The organism is Agrobacterium albertimagni AOL15 (assembly GCF_000300855.1).
GTDB classification, from domain to species: domain Bacteria; phylum Pseudomonadota; class Alphaproteobacteria; order Rhizobiales; family Rhizobiaceae; genus Allorhizobium; species Allorhizobium albertimagni.
In genome coordinates, this window is record NZ_ALJF01000007.1 from 13097 (window position 1) to 30247 (window position 17151).

Sequence of the window (17151 nt, forward strand, 5' to 3'; positions counted from 1 at the left end):
TAGTACTGGTCGCCAGATAGGTCGCCCAGCGCTCGCGTCATGAGAATGACCAGTCTTCGGCGCCGCGATGCTCGGGCCGGTCATGGATGACGTGGCACCGCTGGCAGAACGCCCGGAGATTCCGCTGGTCATTATGACCGGGTTGTCGTCAAGGTGCGCCGTCGCCAGGTAAGCGTGTAGGGGTATGTATCATCCGGATGGTACAGACGGCAAGAAAATCCCAGGCAGTAACTTGGTCCAGAGATGGGCGGTGACAGCATCCGTTTGCTATTCTCTCTTGAGCCTCTCACCGCAGACGGTCCGCTGACGGCCCCCCTATCAGCCATTCCTAGAGCAAGGAACTGCCCGTAAACGGAAATTCGTCGCAAACTCATCGACCGAACGACGGGGTCGACGGTTCGACTCCCTTCAAGGCGACAGACTTCAGCCGGTCCTCTCCTAGCGCTTGCTTGCAACTACCGCTTCCGCTTGGATCACAAGCAGCTCAAGCTCTCGCAAATTCATACCATTAGCGGCGTTCACAAACCGGTCGATCAGACCAGTCGTTTCGGAGTCCGGCGCGTGCGCGGTTGGCACGCCCAACAACCAGTTTGGCGTTGTCCCGAGGGCCTCAGCGATCCTTAAGAGCGTCGCTAGATCCGGCTCGCGTCTCCCAGACACATAATGTCCAAATCGGCGCTCATCCAAACCGGAGCGTCTAGCAGCCTCGGCGTTGGAAATGCCCAACTGTCTGGCGCGTTCGCGAAGCTTATCTGCCAAGAGATCCATAGGAACAATATGTTCCCCAATCACCCGCTTCCGGCTATGAACGATATGGAGTGACAAGCGAACAGAATGTAGTTAAAGTGGAGCCTTCCGTTAACTTCCACTTGCGCGAGCGCAGGAGCTGCCAATGGAACTCCGCCAACTCTCCTACTTCGTTGCTGTCGCCGAGGAGCTGCATTTCGGCCGTGCTGCCATGCGAGTGAACATTGCCCAGCCGGCGCTGAGCACACAGGTCCAGGCGCTGGAGAAAGGGCTTGGGGTGCAGCTGCTGACACGCTCGACCCGGAAGGTAGAGCTGACGCGGGCAGGTGAGGTGTTCTACGATCGCTGTGTCAGAATGCTGGGGGAGCTTGATCTCTCAGCCGAGATGGCACGGGCGGCAGGAGGTGGCACCATGCGGGAAATCAGGATCGGCACGATCTATCCGGCAACGACAGGCGTGCTGCCGGCGTTCCTCGCCCGGATCGGCCGGAAGTTTCCCGATATCCGGCTGCATGTCTCGAATGGCTCAACATCGGAGATCATCCGGCAGCTGGAATGCAGCAAGCTGAACCTCGGCTTCATCCGGCCTGTCGAAAACATCGGCTCGCTGCGCTTCTTCTCGATTGCCCATGAGCGGTATCTGCTGGCGGTGCCGATGGGAAATTCGCTTGCGTCGAAGCACGAAGTGACGATTGAGGATCTGAGGGCTGAGAAGATCATCGCCTTCAAGCGGCAGAACCTCTCTTACACCGAGCGCTATTTCGCCGAGACTTTCGAGGAGCATGGGCTGAACGACAATGTCGCCTATACCTGTGACGACACCTTCTCGCTGATTTCGCTTGTGTCGTCAGGTCTTGGCGTCGGCTTTGCGCCGGAATGGACGGGAGATCTGCCGGGCAGGGATGTGGTGTTGAAGAAGGTGACCGGCGTCGATCTGAAGATCGGACTTGGCGTTGCCTGGAGCAAGGATGATCCGACGGCAGCCCGTGATGACATCATTGATATCGCAAAGACATTGGGGCGGTCGGGCAGGTGAGGGCGGTGATGGGTGGAGCTTCTTCGACGAAGCTCACGGCCCCTTCAAGCGGAACGCCATGGCCGGGGGAAGGCGGTCCCGCCTGACCCCCACTGGGGTCGCTATGCTCAGGCTCCTGCGGCTTCCCATTGTCCGGCCCTGACGTGTCGAGAATTCCCGGCGTCCCGGGCTTGGCCCGTCGCTATGCTGACGCCTCCGATGCTCTTCATTGCCTGACCCGGCTCTCGCGCAGGCGCGGCTTTGATCCGGGTCGGTGTTGCAAGAGGTGGTCGGGATTTGGCAATCAGGGAAGCAGGTCGCCCCAGTCGGGGTCCCACTGAACCCCTTCTGTCAGCTCGATGAAAATTGTTGCTTCTCCCTCGCTATGGCTGGCAGCCAGCTTGAAGGCGGCTTCGGGCTCCATCTCCTCACCAGGAAAGATCGTATCGTTCTTCGCGGGATCGACGATCTTTCGCACATAACCCCGGATCTCGTCGCCGGATGTATAGAGCTTGACGATGATCGCGTCTGGGGTGCGAACTTCAGGCTGATAGGCTTTGTAGGGCACGGTGTTCTCCTTTGTTTCGCTAATTCGGCAAAGGGCATTATGTTCCGACAACGGTGAGATGCCCTATGTCCAGGCCTCAGATGCGCCGGCGACGGGCTGCCTAGCCTGTCGGGGCGTCTGTTCTCCGTCGCTCGCAAGCAATCGCAATTGCCGAGGGCGGACCGGGCTGAACAACGGATGCTTGCTGTCAGAGCCTTACAGTCTGCAAGTGAGCTGGTGCTGCGGCCTATTCATCGGCGTGTGGCGCACCGGAGCCATCCCGGGCCTAGGGGCGCGGTGCAGGTTGCGGCTGGTCGTGAAAAGGCTGCGAGGATCGAACAGCGGTTCAACAGCCCCATGGCGGGATCGCGATGTGGCTGGGATGGGGCATCGGTTCGCAGAGAATGCTCTCGGGCCCGGTTGGGAAACTGATCCTTCGGCTTTTGCCTTAGGTCGCCTAGATCCTGATCGTGGTTGTCCCGTCGGCGGGGAGGGCAAGATCCGTTTGGGCGTTTAGCTCTCCCCGCCGAGCGTTCATCTGGTGTCTTTGAGAGTGGTATGTAGCTTTTATGGATCTCGCTTGCGGGTCCTGAAGCTTGGCTACTGCGTTGCCGTCATGCTGCAGTCTCGCGGGCGGCCCAGTTCGCACCACGACGATAGATCTCGCGCATTTGCGGTACCTCGAACTCCTTCGCCACGTGACCGAGCGACGAATAGAAGACCCGCCCCTTGCCGTAGTGCCTTTTCCAGACAACCGGCATCACGACGCCGTCGATCCACCAGGCGTGTTCACCTGTGAAGCGGGTGGTTGCGAGCACCTCGTTGGACGGGTCGACATGCATGTAATACTGTTCCGAGGTGTAAGGGAAATCCTCGATCCCCTGCATCAGCGGATCATCGGGCCGGGTGATGTTGACGGTATAGTCGATGATATTGCCGGGATGTGCGACCCATTGGCCGCCGATGATGAACTGATATTCGACGCATTCGCGAAAGGCATCGCCCGTGCCTCCATGATAGCCGGCAATGCCGACACCGTTCTCGACAGCAGCGGCGAGATTTTTTGCCTCCTCCTTCTCGATCTTCGACATGGTCATGATCGGCACGATCAGGGAAAGATCATGGATGGAGGGGTCCGCAAAGGCTTCCGTCGTATGTTCCAGATAGACCTTGAACCCATCCTCCTGCAGCAGGTCGCGGATGATATGGGCGCATTCTTCGGGCTCATGGCCACTCCAGCCGCCCCAGACAATAAGTGCTTCTCGCATGTCATAGTCCTTCCAGTGTTCAACGCGCCAGGTGGTCGTCGGTAATCGATTGAGACAAGGGCGCAGGGCGCTCGACCGTGGTCGACATCTCGATCGTCGTTCCTGTGTCGCTCGCCCGTTGGAACGCCTCCATGACTTCGAGAACATGGAGTGCCAGCTCGCCATTTGCCCGGTGCGGCCGGTCCGAGCGGATGGCATGCGCCATATCGGCCACGCCGATCGAACGGTGGTTTCCGTCTGCATAAGGGGCAGAGGTCTCCTGATGCTCGAAGGCGCCGCCTTTTTTCAGAAGCTCGACCTGTCCGCCGAAGTGATTGGGATCCGGGACGATCAACGTGCCTTCGGTTCCGTAGATCTCCAGGGGCACGTGGCGATGACCGGCGACGTCGAAACTCATGCCGATCTGCACGATCGCGCCGGACCGGAATGCCATGGCACCCGCCACATGCGTGGGGACGTGGACCGGGATCGTCTGGCCATTGCGCGGCTCACTTGTGATCAGTCTTTCCGAACGCGGGGCAAAGGCAAAGCCCGCAACCTTGGCGACCGGACCCAGCAGATTGACAAGATCCGTGATGTAGTAGGGGCCCATGTCGAGCATCGGCCCGCCACCGATCTCATAGTAGAAATCGGGATTGGGGTGCCAGCGTTCGTGACCCGGACACATGAATGTGGCCGTGCCGCCGACAGGCAGGCCCAGAACGCCGGAATCGATGATGGCGCGCGCTGTCTGGTGCGATCCGCCGAGAAACGTGTCGGGTGCCGCACCAATGCGCAGGCCGCGCGACTTCGCCGCCTCATAGAGGGATCTGCCTTCTGCGAAATTGATGCCGAGCGGCTTTTCCGAATAGGTGTGCTTGCCGGCCTCCAGCGCCTGCATGGCGACTGCGACATGCGCTTTCGGCACGGTCAGGTTGACGATGATCTCGATTTCAGGGTCATTGAGCAGATCTGCGATGCTGCGTGCGGTGAGACCAAATTCTGAAGCCCGCTGGGCGGCGAGGTCTTCGTTCAGATCGGCGAGGCCGCGTATGTCGAGGATCGGGAAGGCGGCCATCGCCTTCAGGTAAGCTGACGAGATGTTGCCGCATCCGATGATGCCGATACCAACCTTGTGCATGGATCCTCCCAGAATTCCGTTCAGGCTTGTGTTCTTGGTGCTGGTGCCGGGCCAGTGGTTCCCCAGGGCGATTCATAGAGTTCGCAGAGCGCCACGACCGCGGCACCCTGGGCCCACATCTCTTCGGCCGAGGCATCGAAAACGAGCTCGGCGATCTCCCGGATGGAGGAGGGAATGGCGGTACGATAGGCATCGGCAAGCGCATGCAGGAAGATCTCTCCCAGGGAAAGGCTGGAGCCGACGATGATGACCCGGGGAGGTCCAAACAGTGTCACGATGTTGGCGACCGCAATACCGACCGCTTCACCGGCGCGCGTGGCGGCCATGATCATGCTGTTGTCTTCGCCGGCGATCAACGCCTGGGCCATGGTCATGCCCCGCCCGAGGCGCACCGCGTCGGCGAACCGGGTCTCTTGCATGTTTGCGCCGAGGATCGCGTTTTCTCCGGCCACGGCTGCCAGACGGACCGTTTCTGAAAGGCCATTGCCCATCATCAGATCGCCGAGGTTATGGCTAAGGCCGCCCGCACCTCTGAACAGCTGTCCCCTGTGCAGGACGCCCAGACCCAGCGTCTGCTCCAGCGACACCAGAACCATGTCGTCGAGATCTCGCCCCTTGCCGAACCAATGATGAGCAAGGGTGATGGCGTGGGAATCGCTTTCGACGATCGTTGCCACGTGCAGACGATTGGTCATTTCTGCGGCGAAATCCACGTCGGGTTCGGACAGGATCGGGCTCGATCGCACCAGGCCGCTGCGGTGCTCCACAACGCCTGGAAAGCCGATGCAGACCGACGCTATGTCGTCGAGAGCCAATCCTGCGTCGACGACGCAGCGTCGGATCCCATCCTCGATGAGGTCGGCAATCACCGCAATCGGCTGGCGGTTGACCCGGATAGGCAGCGACAGCTGGGAAATGACTTCACCGCAGAAATTGGTGACGACGAACACCATGTGGTGGGCTGCAATCTTGGCACCGACGACGCGAACAGCATCGGGATTGAGCTCCAGCATGACCCGCGGCCGTCCGCGCGCTGCTGCATTGCGGATGTCCCCCTCGTGGCGTGTCAGGATGAGGCCGTCATCCAGGAGCGAGCCGGTAATTGCAGACACTGTCGTGGTCGACAGCTGCGATCGTTCGCTGATTTCGACCCGAGAAATAGGGCCATGGCGCCTGATCGTATCCAGCACGGTGAAGCGGTTGATGGCGCGCATCAGTTCCGGGTCTGCAGTCTTCATGGATGATGCGGCGCTCACGATAATTAAATTTGCTCTCCGGAAAAATAATCGGCAAAGGCCGGCCTGTGTCAATCCGCATCGGCTAAAAAATCATCATTATTTGAGTTGACAGGATGAAATCTTGGTCTGATTTTGTACGCGTTGAGGAATAAATGCGCAGCCTGGGAGGAGAAAAGGATGTCGCATCTGAGGAGGAGGGCGCCTGCTGGCGCCACAAGACTATTGGCTTTGGCCACAGCAACAGCCGTGGCGCTGACGGCAAGCATGAGTGCTGCCTCGGCGCAGACGGTCGTCAAATGGCTGCATCTCGAAACCGTCCCGGAAAACCTGAAGCTCTGGGAGGATATCGCAGCCGACTACGAGGCCCAGCATCCGGACGTCGACATACAGCTGCAGTTCCTGGAGAACGAAGCCTTCAAGGCCAAGCTCCCGACTTTGCTGCAATCGGATGCAGCACCTGACTTTTTCTATTCCTGGGGCGGTGGCGTGCTTCGCCAGCAGGCAGAAACCGGCGCATTGATGGACCTCAGCGAGGCGATCAATGCTGAAGATGGCGCCTGGGCCAAAAGCTACAAGCCGGCAGCGCTCGACGGCTTGACATATGATGGCAAGACATGGGCGGTTCCCTATCGCATGGGAACGATTGCCTTCTTCTACAACAAGGCGCTGTTCGAGAAAGCCGGTCTCCAGGCCGACACCATCACGACCTGGGAGGATTTCCTCGGGGCCGTGAAGACGCTGAAAGACGCGGGCATTACTCCGATCGCCGGCGGTGGCGGCGACAAGTGGCCACTGCATTTCTACTGGAGCTATCTGGTGATGCGCAATGGCGGCCAGGAAGTCTTCGATCGCGCGAAGAACAACGAAGGCGATGGCTTCCTCGATCCGGCCATCATCAAGGCAGGCGAGCAACTTGCCGAACTCGGCAAGCTTGAGCCGTTCCAGGATGGCTATCTCGGCGCGACCTGGCCGCAAACGCTTGGCACATTTGCTGACGGCCGGGCGGCAATCCTGCTCGGGTTCGAGCATACCGAGGCTAACCAGCGCAAGAATGCAGGCGATGGCAAGGGGTTGGAAGCCGCCAATATCGGCCGCTTCCCATTCCCGATTGTCGAAGGTGGCGTCGGCAAAGTCACCGATACGCTGGGTGGCTTGAATGGTTGGGCTGTGACCAAGAATGCCTCGCCGGCTGCCATCGACTTTCTTCGCTTCTTCACCAGCCCTGAGCAGGAACGTCGAATGGCGGCAGCCGGTGTGATCATCCCGGCGGCGGCCGAAGCTGAAGATGCTCTCAAAGACGACCTGATGCGTCAGGCGGCAGATCAGCTGGCAGCGTCCACATGGCACCAGAACTTCTTCGACCAGGACCTTGGTCCTTCGGTCGGCCGTGTGGTCAACGACGTGGCGGTTGAGATTCTCGCAGGTCAGCTTTCTTCGGAAGAAGGCGCCCAGATGATCCAGGATGCCCGCGAACTCGACTAGCGCCAACAGGGATGTCGCCGGGCAAAACCGTCCGGCGACATTCATGCAGACTGCTTGCTGGGAGGAGGCGAGGCATGACAGACACGACTGCCGGGGCGGCGGCCATCGCGCGTGCACCGAGATCAAAGACCCGTTACAAGAGCCCGACGGCAAGGGGACGTCTTCCTGTCCTGATCCTGTTTCTGCCGCCAGCGCTGCTGCTCTTCACGATGTTCGTGATCCTGCCGATGGGCGAGGCCGCCTGGTACAGTCTCTATCGCTGGAACGGCTACGGTGTTCCGACCGAATTCGTTGGCACGCGCAATTTTACGGTCCTGTTCAACAACGCCGCCTTCTCGCAGGCGCTGATCAACAATGGCCTGATCATTATCGTTTCGCTGCTTTTGCAGATCCCGCTCGCCATCTGGTTGGCGATGATGCTGGCGCACAAGATCCCGGGCGTGGTGGCGTTTCGCCTGATCTTCTTTCTCCCTTACGTGCTTGCCGATGTGGCGGCCGGTCTCATCTGGCGTTTCGTCTATGACGGGGATTATGGTCTGTTTGCTGCCATCGCCGGTTTCCTGGGCGTGGCGACACCTTATGTGCTGGCAGATCGCGATCTTGCCATCTACGCGGTGCTCGGTGTGGTCGTGTGGAAATACTTCGGCTTCCACATGATGCTGTTCATCGCTGGCCTCCAGTCCGTCGACAAGAGCGTGCTGGAGGCAGCCGAAATCGACGGCGCTACCGGCTGGCAGAAGTTCCGCTATGTCACCCTGCCGCTATTATCGTCAACGGTTCGGCTTTCCGTCTTTTTCGCCATCATTGGATCACTGCAGCTGTTCGATCTCGTGATGCCGCTCACCGGCGGCGGTCCTTCGAACTCCACGCAGACCATGGTCACCTTCCTTTATACCTACGGGGTGACGCGAATGCAGGTTGGGCTTGGCAGCGCAGTCGGCGTGGTGCTGTTCGTCATCTGCGTCACGCTGGCCTTCGGCTACAAACGGATATTCATGCGCCATGACTGACACAACGACATCCGGCCCACCGGCCACCGTAGCAACCCGCCTTTATCTCTATGTTTCGCTGACGCTTGTGGCGGCACTTGTGCTCGTCCCCCTGGTGACGACGGCTCTCGGAGGCTTCAAGTCGCTTGGCGATCTGCGTGTCAATCCGTTCGGGCTGCCGTCCGAGTGGGTCTGGTCCAACTACGGCGATATCCTGTTCGGTGAGCGCTACTGGCGCCAGATGGCCAATTCGCTTCTGATTTCATGTGTCAGCGTCTTCCTGACGGTGGTGGTGTCGGCCATGGCGGCCTTCACCTTTGCCCATGTGCGGTTCTTCGGATCCGGCTATCTGACCAACTACTTTCTGATCGGACTGATGTTTCCGGTGGCAACGGCCATTCTGCCGCTGTTCATCCGCATTCGCGACCTCGGACTTCTCGATTCCTATTGGGGCGTGATCCTGCCGCAAGTCGCCTTCGGTCTCGGCATGAGCATCCTGCTGTTCCGCAACTATTTCCGCAATTTGCCGGATGAGTTGTTCCAGGCGGCCTTTGTCGATGGTTGCGGCTACATCCGCTTCTTCTGGTATGTGACGCTGCCGCTCTCACGGCCGATCATCGCAACCGTCAGCATCGTCAGCTTCGTCAACAGCTGGAACAGCTACATCCTGCCACTGATCATGCTCAACACCGAGAGCAAGTATCCCTGGCCGCTCGGCATCATGGTCTATCGGGGCGAATTCGGCACCGAGTGGCAGCTGGTGCTTGCATTCATCACCTTGACCATCCTGCCCACGGTCATCGTCTTCTTCCTTGCCCAAAAGCACATCATCGCAGGTCTGACGGCCGGCGCCGTCAAGTCCTGAATACGGAGAGCAATATGGCTTCTGTCGAACTCAGCCACATCCGCAAGACCTATGGCGCGCTCGAGGTTATCCACGGAGTCTCGCTCTCAATCACAGAGGGAGAGTTTATTGCGCTGGTCGGGCCATCTGGCTGCGGCAAGTCCACCCTGCTGAGGATGATCGCAGGATTGGAAGACATCTCCGACGGTGAGGTGTTGATCGGCGGAAATGTCGTCAATTCGCTGACACCGCGTGAGCGCAACATCGCGATGGTCTTTCAGTCCTACGCCTTGTATCCGCACATGACCGTGGCCGAGAACATGGGCTTCAATCTCAAGCTCTCCGGAGTGGCGAAGCCAGAGATCAAGAAGCTGGTGGGCGAGGCTGCGCGCATGCTGGCACTGGAGGATCTGCTCGACCGCAAGCCGAGCCAGCTGTCGGGTGGTCAGCGCCAGCGCGTCGCCATGGGACGCGCCATCGTGCGCAATCCCGCCGTCTTCCTGTTCGATGAGCCGCTGTCAAATCTCGATGCCAAGCTGCGCGTGCAGATGCGCACTGAAATCAAGACGCTGCATCAGAAGGTGGGAACGACCTCGGTTTATGTGACCCATGACCAGATTGAAGCCATGACGCTCGCTGATCGCATCGTCGTGCTGAATGCCGGGCGGGTGGAGCAGGTCGGCACGCCGCTTGAACTCTATCGCAGTCCCGCCAATCTGTTCGTGGCGGGTTTCATCGGTTCTCCAGCCATGAACTTCCTGGATGCCACTGTCGAGGGCAATGGCGGGCTGCCGGCCGCCCGGCTGTCGGACGGCACCAGCATCCGCATCGCGGCCGGCCGCCGCGTCGAACCTGGCAAGAGAGTGCGGCTTGGCATTCGCCCCGAGCATATTCTCGTCGACACTTCAGGCGGCAGCCTGATGCGGGGAGAAACCATTGTGGTGGAACCGACAGGCGCCCAGACCCATGTGGTGTTCAGCCTATCGGGTGAACCGATCACGGCCGTCGTCGATGGCGGTTACCCGGCCCGCCATGGGATGACCTTCGAGGGCGGCGTGCCCGCCGAGCAGGTCCATGTGTTCGACAGGGAAAGCGGGATGGCTCTTTAAGGAGAGGGGGCTCTGGGTCACAGCCATCTGCCTCGCCGACATCGCATCGTCCTGTTCAGGAAAAGATCATGAAAATTTCCGCCATAAAGCCGTATATCGCTCGCGTCGGGGTGAGAAACCAGCTCGTCGTCAAGGTCGAGACGGATAGCGGCATCTACGGATGGGGCGAGTCCGGGCTGTCCTATCGGGAAAAGGCTGTGGCTGCTGCGATTGATCATTATGCCCAGTTCCTGCTTGGCAAGGACCCGATGCGCTGCGGAGCACTCTGGCAGGAAATGTACCGAAGTCAGTACTTCGAAGGCGGCCGGGTTCTGACTGCCGCCATCGCAGCCCTTGATATCGCGTTTCACGACATCAAGGGAAAGGCGCTCGGTGTGCCTGTCTACCAATTGCTCGGCGGCAAACAGCGCGATCTTGTGCCCGCCTTTGCGACGACATCCGCCGAACCGGGTGAGGCGATGGTCGAGCAGACGGTCATGCTGAAGGATGCGGGTTGGAACTGCGTCCGCTTCATTGCCGCCGGGCAGGAGAATGACGCGCATTTCGAGCCGCGCGAATCCATTGCCGTGACGGCTGAGTGGGTGGCGCGTGCGCGTCGCGAGGTCGGCCACGCCATGACGCTTGGTGTGGAGTATCACCACAGGCTCAGTGTCGCGGAAGCTGCATCCTTCTGTCAGAAGATGCCACAGGGCACGATCGATTTCATCGAAGAGGCAATTCGTGACGAGACGCCTTCGGCCTATGAGGCCTTGCGCAAGATGACGGACATTCCCTTTGCCATCGGCGAGGAGTTCTCGTCGAAATGGCAGTTCTTGCCCTATATCGAGCGCGACATCCTGCAGTTCAGCCGGATCGACATCTGCAATGTCGGCGGCTTTACCGAAGCGATGAAGGTCGCTGGGTGGTGCGAGGCTCACTATATCGACCTGATGCCGCACAATCCGCTCGGACCCATCTGCACGGCCGCTTCCGTCCATCTCGGCGCAGCTGTCCCGAATTTTGCATGGCTCGAATGCCGGCAGAGCCCGGCCGAGCAGCATTGGGGCTTCGACAACACCACCTTGTTTCCGGGGCAGGTCCAGATGGACGGCGCGTTCTACGTCGTGCCTGACGCGCCGGGGCTCGGTGTCGACGTTGATGAGGCAGAACTGGCGAAGATGCCGTTCGAATATTCCGAGCCCCCGCATCTGCGGCGTACGGACGGCTCTTTCACAAACTGGTAGCGCCTCCTGCTCGGGTGAAAACACCAGGCGCGACATCGCCGGCTGCCCATGCGCGTCATGCTGAATTCATCGGTCTATGAGACCTGGTTGGATGCTTCGCTTCGGTTTGCCCGTCTTGCGTGAGGGTAATTCGTCGCGCCATGACGGGGCCGACATGAAAAAGCCGATACTGAGCTCTTTATGGGCGCTCCAGAGTAAGGAGTATCTCGATGACATCACCACGCTGTTCCGTGCCCATGGCTTTCGCCTGTGTGGCATTCGCCTTGTCCTCATGCAGCGCTGACGGTGGCGTCACCTCTCCTGTCGCAGGATCATGCAAGCCTGAAGCCGCCCAAGGGCTGGTGGGCAAGCCTAAGCCGACAGACCAGGCCGCCATCCAGCTCACCGGCGCCAGGACGGTACGTCAGATTGCGCCGGGCGACATGGTGACACAAGATTTTCGCGAGGATCGGGTGACGATCGAGACAGATCCTGCATCCGGACTTGTTACACGAGCAAGCTGTGGCTGAATGCGGCTCTGCTTGCTTCAAAAGAAAAGGGCCAGCGGAAGCCGCGGCCCTTAAGGTGTGAAGGTCAAAACCTCCAGAGGGGAACAGCTGACGCAAGACCGGGAGGATTGGTCCAGCGTCAACTTTGACCGATATGGGCGTTCATACCCCCATGTTCAAGACTATCGAGCGCTTGGGGGGCCGGGTGAAACGGGGCTGTTGCTCCGGCAGGCTCGACCTCGCTGGCCGAAACCAGGCGCTGGGCCAGCAAATGGCGACGAAACCGAGCCTGCGTTTGACCGAGCGGTGACAGTGGGCAAGGGGCACGCCGGCGACTGCCGGACGTGCTGTGCCTGCGTACTTGCCTATCAGGTTTCAACCGACGGATAGTCGCGGTCACGCCAGTGCTGTAGCTTCGCTGCAAACTCGCGCTGAAAGGCGAGCGGGCCCGATTTCTGGAAATAGGGTTCGTCGTAGATCCCGATGAACATTGTCAGGTTCAGGAAGAAATGCGCCCCCATTTCAAAAAGCGCGACAAAATCATGGGTGACCAGCGCGTCCCGCTCCTTGTCAGTCAAGGCGTGAACGGTCGAGGCTTCCACATCATTGCCCAGAAGCTTCGGGCCAATTGATTGCTCCCAGGTCGCGACGAAGCTTTTCGGATCCTCGATATAGCGCTTCAGGTATTCCGGATCCCGGTCCACGGTGTAGAGGAACTTGTTGACGTAATATTTGCTCATGCCGCCTGCTCCTTCGGATACCAGGTGAAATATGCTTCCATCGTGTGAAAGAGGTCGAGATTGTCGACATAATCGGCGCCTTCCGGGCCGGCGATGCCGAGCATCAGAATGAAGTTCAAGAAGCCATGGGTCGCGTTACCGCTCTGCTCCATGCTCTTGTGTGTCACATTGGCGAGGATGGCGTCGATATCGCCGGCGCGAAGCCATTCGATCGCCTGGCGGTCAAAGACCGGGTCCGGTCCGGTTTCCATGAATTGACGCGGGCCACCAAGCTCGAGAGAGAGGTGACCCGTGCCGATTGCTGCCACTCGCTTGTCCGACGGATAATCGTCGATCGTCTTGCGGATTGCCCGGCCCAGATCATAGAATCGGCGGGGAGAATGAAGTGGCGGCGCGAAAATATTGGTGTAGATCGGCACGACCGGCAGATCGTTTTGCGGACGAACCGTGATGATCGGGCAGATGATCGAATGATCGATCTTCAGCTCGTTGGAGAAGGCAAAGTCGAAGTTCTGGTCCATCAGGGACTGATGCATGAAGCGTGACATGTCCTCGTTGCCCTCCAGGACAAACTTCGGAATGCCGAACTCACGCTCCTCGTTATAGAAGGTAGCATCGTAGCGAGGTGCCTTGCCGATCAGGAACTGAGGGCAGTTGTCGAGGAAGATCTGGTGAAAGTGGTCTGATCCGACCATGACGAGAATGTCAGGCTCGGTTTTCGCCAAAGTTTCTCGATAGGCCTCAATCTTGCGCTTCCATTCCGGCGCCTGAGGCATCTGCTGCTCTGGTGGTGCCGTGGTCGCTTTCAGATAGAAGGGGTGATGGGTCGACGCGAGCGTCGCTACAAGTTTGGCCAAAGTTCTTCTCCCTTAGATTGGCGGCGCTCTTGGCGCCTTACTCCCTGGCAGCCGGTTCAAGGCGGCCAGCTTTCTCACTCAGTCTGCAAAAAGATCACGATCGATCGCGGCGGCCTCAAACAGGTAGTCTCGGCTCTTCTCGATCTCGTGTCGGAGGCGGTCGATGTCGAAGCCGAGCAACTGGCCGTCCCATTTTTTCACCTTGCCGGCGACCAGCACCGCGTCGACGTTCGAACGCTCCATCAAGGTGACCACGGCGCCCGCCGCATTATTGAGGGGTGCGACATTCAGTGCGTCAGCATTCAGCAGGATGATGTCTGCTTCCTTGCCCGGCGTCAGCGAGCCGATCTTGTGATCGAGCCGCAGACCACGGGCGCCGCCGATTGTTGCGGTCCGCAAGGCATAGGCGGCGGTCGCAAGCCGCGGATAATCCTGACCGGCGAGAGCCTTCGCATTCGCCTCCATGCGCTGGAGCGTAACGAAGCTGCGCATCTGCGTGAAGAAGTCAGCCGTCATGGTGCATTCGACGTCGGTCGAAAGGGAAATGCTCATTCCCAGATCGATCGAGGTCTGCAAAGGGGGCGTCCCGTGACGCATCTGCATCTCGATGGGCACCGACAAGGAGATGTGAGCGCCGGCATCGGCTGCATGTTTCCAGCCCTGTTCGGACATCCCTGTCATATGGATGAAGATGTTGTCCGGACCGAACATGCCGCGGGCGCCAAGTTCATCGAAGACCGGCTGCATGCCAAAGGTGCCAACGACATGGAGGGCGATCGGAATGTTGAGTTCACGCCCGATCCGCCATGCCTCTTCATATCCAGGGATGTAGATCTCGCCTCCCATGACCATGGTCAAAAGCTGATCATCCGATGAAAAATGGGTCTGGTGGATCCGCTTTGCGTCAAACGGATAGGCGGACTTCTCGCCCCAACCTTCGAAATATCCCAGGACGGAACGCCGGCCGGCATCTAGCAGGCCTTCGACCGCAGCATCAGAGTGTTCGGGCGAATGATGGATCTGGCTGACGTCCATCACGGTTGTTACGCCGGCATCGAGTTGCGACAGCGATCCGAAAAGCTCGTTGATGTAGACATCGTCCGGGCGGTAGACCATCGAGAACTTCTGCAGAATGGTCTCATAGTAGTTCGAGCTCGATTCCGGGCGACCGTCATTGATCAGGATGCCGTTCGCGAGGTGACCACGTAGCGCCGTCTCGAACTGATGATGGTGGGTGTCCACAAAGCCCGGCATGACGATCTTGCCTTGCGCGTCGATGACGGCTGCACCTTCCGCTGCGAGAGCGGGGCCGACTGCAAGGATTTTCGAGCCTTCCAGCAGGATGTCGGCGCTTTCGAAATTCCCCACCTGATCGTCCATGGACAGGATCACGCCACCCTTGATCAGCGTCCTGCGTCCTGTATCTCCGATCCCTTTTGGCAGACTTGCTGCCGCTGCGGCCTGGGCGGCGGCCGATTTTGGCATGCCCTCTACCGCGCTCGCCTCGAAGCGGGTGGGGCAGGGCGATCGGGTATCTGTGTTACAAAGTCTGCACATGGCTCTTCCTCCCTGGCCGTGTTGCGTTCTTCCTCTGTCAGGTCCCGATGATCGATTGCAGGACCGGGTATCGCGTTATGGCGTGTGCTATGTGTGATGCCGCCTGTCTGAGTGCTGGCAAACGCTCGGCCACCAGCGTCTCTGGCGTAACTATGCCGGTGTAGCCGGACGTGTTCAGTGCGGCGATCGTGCGCCCCTGCACGTCGCGGATCGGGACGGCGAGCGCTGTGATCCCGTAATCAAGCTGATCGACCGTGGTGGCATAACCGTTCTCGCGGACCACAAGGATCTCTCGCTTGAGCGCTTCCGTGTCGGTGATCGTTCTTGACGTCAGGGCCCTGAGACGAACCTTTTTCAGATAGCGTTCCAGCGCTTCGTCGCTGAGCCCCGCAAGCAGGACTCGTCCCAGCGATGTGGCAAAAGCCGGATACCGCGCCCCCATGACCGCCGCTGCCCGACGGGCCCTCTGCACCGATACATGCGCGACGTAGATGACATCTTCCCCGTCGAGAGTGCCTGCCGATGAGGCGTCCCCGAATTTCTCCACCAGTTCCCGAAGTCCCGGTTGCAGAACTTCCTCGATTCGAGCTGAAAAGTAGAAGGCCGATCCAAGCGTCATGACCTTTGGCCGCAGGTGGAAGCGCTTGCCGGTTTGATTGACATAGCCCAGTGCCTGGAGCGTCAGCAGGCTTCTGCGCGCGGCAGCGGGGGACAGCCCGATGCGCTTTGCGACCTCGCTCAGGGTCATCTCCGGGTGCGAGGCGTCAAAGCTTTCGAGGATCGCAATTCCCTTGGCCAAAGCCTCGACGAACTCGGCTGGTCTTTCTGCATCCTGTCTGATCATGATCGCTGTCTCCTGCAAGTTGGTCATCCCCGTTTAGACGGGTGTTTGACCAGCAGCGCACGCCTGATGGCGGTTGCTGCCCGACAGTTGATACAATTCGCGCGATCTTCCCCATTCCTCATGGCCCCCTCACTCCCCTAGTTCGCAATCCTCTTGATTGAGGCCGAGAGCCGATCCGAGATCGCGACTTGACGACACGATAAATACTGCTAACGTCTTCGGCAAGAGGAAATTATTTCGCACAGCGAAAATGAGGAGCGTAATGCGAATAGGAAAGCAGGATAACGCCAGCACGGCGATTGCAACGTCCGACGCCGACACCATCACTGTGCGGGGGCTGGATCTTTGCGGCGACTTGATCGGTCAGATCGGCTTCACCGACTATTTCTGGTTTCTCGTGATCGGAACCCGGCCGACTGATGCTCAGCGCGCTATCCTCGATGCCTGTCTGGTGTCGATCGCTGAACACGGGCTGGTGCCCAGCGTTCAGGCGGCACGAATGACGCTCGCCGCTGGCCCAGAAGCCTGGCAGGGAGCAGTGGCCGCGGGATTGCTCGGCATGGGCAGCGTCGTCGCCGGCAGCTCGGAGGCGGCGGGGCGTTACCTAGCCAGCGTGATCGATCAGGCGGATGCCAGCGGAGCCGGACTTGAAGACGCCGTATCCAGCAGCCTCAGCGACCTGAAATCATCTCGCAAGAAGGTGCCGGGCTTAGGTCATCCTCAGCACAGTGCGGGGGATCCGAGAGCCAATCGGCTGCTTGATCTGTCCGATACGCTTGGCATCAGTGGTCGCCACGTCGAGACCCTGCGTGCACTCGCCAAGCATGCCCCCGTCATCATGGATCGCCCGCTTCCCATCAATGTTTCCGGCGCCATTCCAGCAGTCATGCTCGACGCTGGATGGCCACTGGAAGCGCTCAAGGCCGTTCCGCTTCTCGCACGCACGGCGGGACTTGCCGCGCATCTTTACGAAGAGTCTCTGCGCTCCATCGGATTCATCATGTCGCATCATGCCGATCTTGCGATCTCGTATGACGGACCGAAGGCGGGCAAGGATACCGTCGGCGGGGAGGCGCAATAGCG

At 59.6% G+C, this 17151-nt stretch carries 17 protein-coding genes; 8 read left to right on the forward strand and 9 right to left on the reverse strand.

The features are described 5' to 3' along the window. Positions 1 to 438: 438 nt before the first annotated feature. Positions 439 to 768 carry a helix-turn-helix domain-containing protein gene (locus tag QWE_RS09455; RefSeq protein ID WP_006725886.1) on the reverse strand — a complete coding sequence of 110 codons (330 nt, stop codon included), beginning with the start codon at positions 766 to 768 and terminating at the stop codon, positions 439 to 441. A gap of 124 nt (positions 769 to 892) precedes the next feature. Between QWE_RS09455 and QWE_RS09460 the strand changes: the two genes are divergently transcribed. Then, entirely contained in the window at positions 893 to 1783 is an 891-nt protein-coding gene (locus tag QWE_RS09460) for a LysR family transcriptional regulator (protein WP_006725887.1), read from the forward strand. Between the two features lie 283 nt (positions 1784 to 2066). Here QWE_RS09460 and QWE_RS09465 read toward each other — a convergent pair whose 3' ends face one another. The 4 genes from QWE_RS09465 to QWE_RS09480 form a co-directional block, all read right to left on the reverse strand. Further along, positions 2067 to 2330 (reverse strand): hypothetical protein, encoded by a 264-nt coding sequence (locus QWE_RS09465; protein WP_006725888.1) that lies wholly within the window; start codon positions 2328 to 2330, stop codon positions 2067 to 2069. 593 nt (positions 2331 to 2923) lie between these two features. After that, a complete protein-coding gene (locus tag QWE_RS09470) occupies positions 2924 to 3577 on the reverse strand; it encodes a ThuA domain-containing protein (protein ID WP_006725889.1) in 654 nt (217 codons plus the stop codon). A 19-nt stretch (positions 3578 to 3596) separates the two neighbouring features. Then, complete coding sequence (locus tag QWE_RS09475) at positions 3597 to 4697, reverse strand: Gfo/Idh/MocA family protein (protein ID WP_006725890.1); 1101 nt, start codon at positions 4695 to 4697, stop codon at positions 3597 to 3599. A gap of 20 nt (positions 4698 to 4717) precedes the next feature. After that, positions 4718 to 5935 carry an ROK family transcriptional regulator gene (locus tag QWE_RS09480; protein ID WP_006725891.1) on the reverse strand — a complete coding sequence of 406 codons (1218 nt, stop codon included), beginning with the start codon at positions 5933 to 5935 and terminating at the stop codon, positions 4718 to 4720. 177 nt (positions 5936 to 6112) lie between these two features. On the opposite strand from QWE_RS09480, the gene QWE_RS09485 reads away from it, so the two are divergent. The 6 genes from QWE_RS09485 to QWE_RS24680 all read left to right on the forward strand — a co-directional run bounded on the left by QWE_RS09485 (position 6113) and on the right by QWE_RS24680 (position 12091). Further along, complete coding sequence (locus tag QWE_RS09485) at positions 6113 to 7417, forward strand: ABC transporter substrate-binding protein (RefSeq protein WP_040299899.1); 1305 nt, start codon at positions 6113 to 6115, stop codon at positions 7415 to 7417. Between the two features lie 74 nt (positions 7418 to 7491). Then, positions 7492 to 8427 (forward strand): carbohydrate ABC transporter permease, encoded by a 936-nt coding sequence (locus QWE_RS09490; RefSeq protein ID WP_006725893.1) that lies wholly within the window; start codon positions 7492 to 7494, stop codon positions 8425 to 8427. Next, positions 8420 to 9271, forward strand: a complete 852-nt coding sequence (locus QWE_RS09495) for a carbohydrate ABC transporter permease (RefSeq protein WP_006725894.1) — start codon at positions 8420 to 8422, stop codon at positions 9269 to 9271. Before QWE_RS09490 ends, QWE_RS09495 begins: the two co-directional genes overlap by 8 nt. A gap of 14 nt (positions 9272 to 9285) precedes the next feature. After that, a complete protein-coding gene (locus QWE_RS09500) occupies positions 9286 to 10359 on the forward strand; it encodes an ABC transporter ATP-binding protein (protein WP_006725895.1) in 1074 nt (357 codons plus the stop codon). Between the two features lie 68 nt (positions 10360 to 10427). Beyond that, positions 10428 to 11582 (forward strand): mandelate racemase/muconate lactonizing enzyme family protein, encoded by a 1155-nt coding sequence (locus tag QWE_RS09505; protein WP_006725896.1) that lies wholly within the window; start codon positions 10428 to 10430, stop codon positions 11580 to 11582. Positions 11583 to 11791: 209 nt separating this feature from the next. Continuing rightward, a complete protein-coding gene (locus QWE_RS24680) occupies positions 11792 to 12091 on the forward strand; it encodes an I78 family peptidase inhibitor (RefSeq protein ID WP_083872881.1) in 300 nt (99 codons plus the stop codon). Between the two features lie 347 nt (positions 12092 to 12438). Here QWE_RS24680 and QWE_RS09515 read toward each other — a convergent pair whose 3' ends face one another. The 4 genes from QWE_RS09515 to QWE_RS09530 form a co-directional block, all read right to left on the reverse strand. Continuing rightward, positions 12439 to 12810 carry a hypothetical protein gene (locus tag QWE_RS09515; protein WP_006725898.1) on the reverse strand — a complete coding sequence of 124 codons (372 nt, stop codon included), beginning with the start codon at positions 12808 to 12810 and terminating at the stop codon, positions 12439 to 12441. Beyond that, entirely contained in the window at positions 12807 to 13667 is an 861-nt protein-coding gene (locus QWE_RS09520) for a DODA-type extradiol aromatic ring-opening family dioxygenase (protein WP_006725899.1), read from the reverse strand. Before QWE_RS09520 ends, QWE_RS09515 begins: the two co-directional genes overlap by 4 nt. Positions 13668 to 13745: 78 nt before the next feature. Continuing rightward, on the reverse strand, positions 13746 to 15152 hold the full coding sequence (locus tag QWE_RS09525; RefSeq protein ID WP_006725900.1) for an amidohydrolase family protein: 1407 nt from the start codon (positions 15150 to 15152) through the stop codon (positions 13746 to 13748). A 109-nt stretch (positions 15153 to 15261) separates the two neighbouring features. Beyond that, on the reverse strand, positions 15262 to 16068 hold the full coding sequence (locus tag QWE_RS09530; RefSeq protein WP_040299903.1) for an IclR family transcriptional regulator domain-containing protein: 807 nt from the start codon (positions 16066 to 16068) through the stop codon (positions 15262 to 15264). Between the two features lie 262 nt (positions 16069 to 16330). On the opposite strand from QWE_RS09530, the gene QWE_RS09535 reads away from it, so the two are divergent. After that, entirely contained in the window at positions 16331 to 17149 is an 819-nt protein-coding gene (locus QWE_RS09535) for a citryl-CoA lyase (RefSeq protein ID WP_006725902.1), read from the forward strand. Positions 17150 to 17151: the final 2 nt, after the last annotated feature.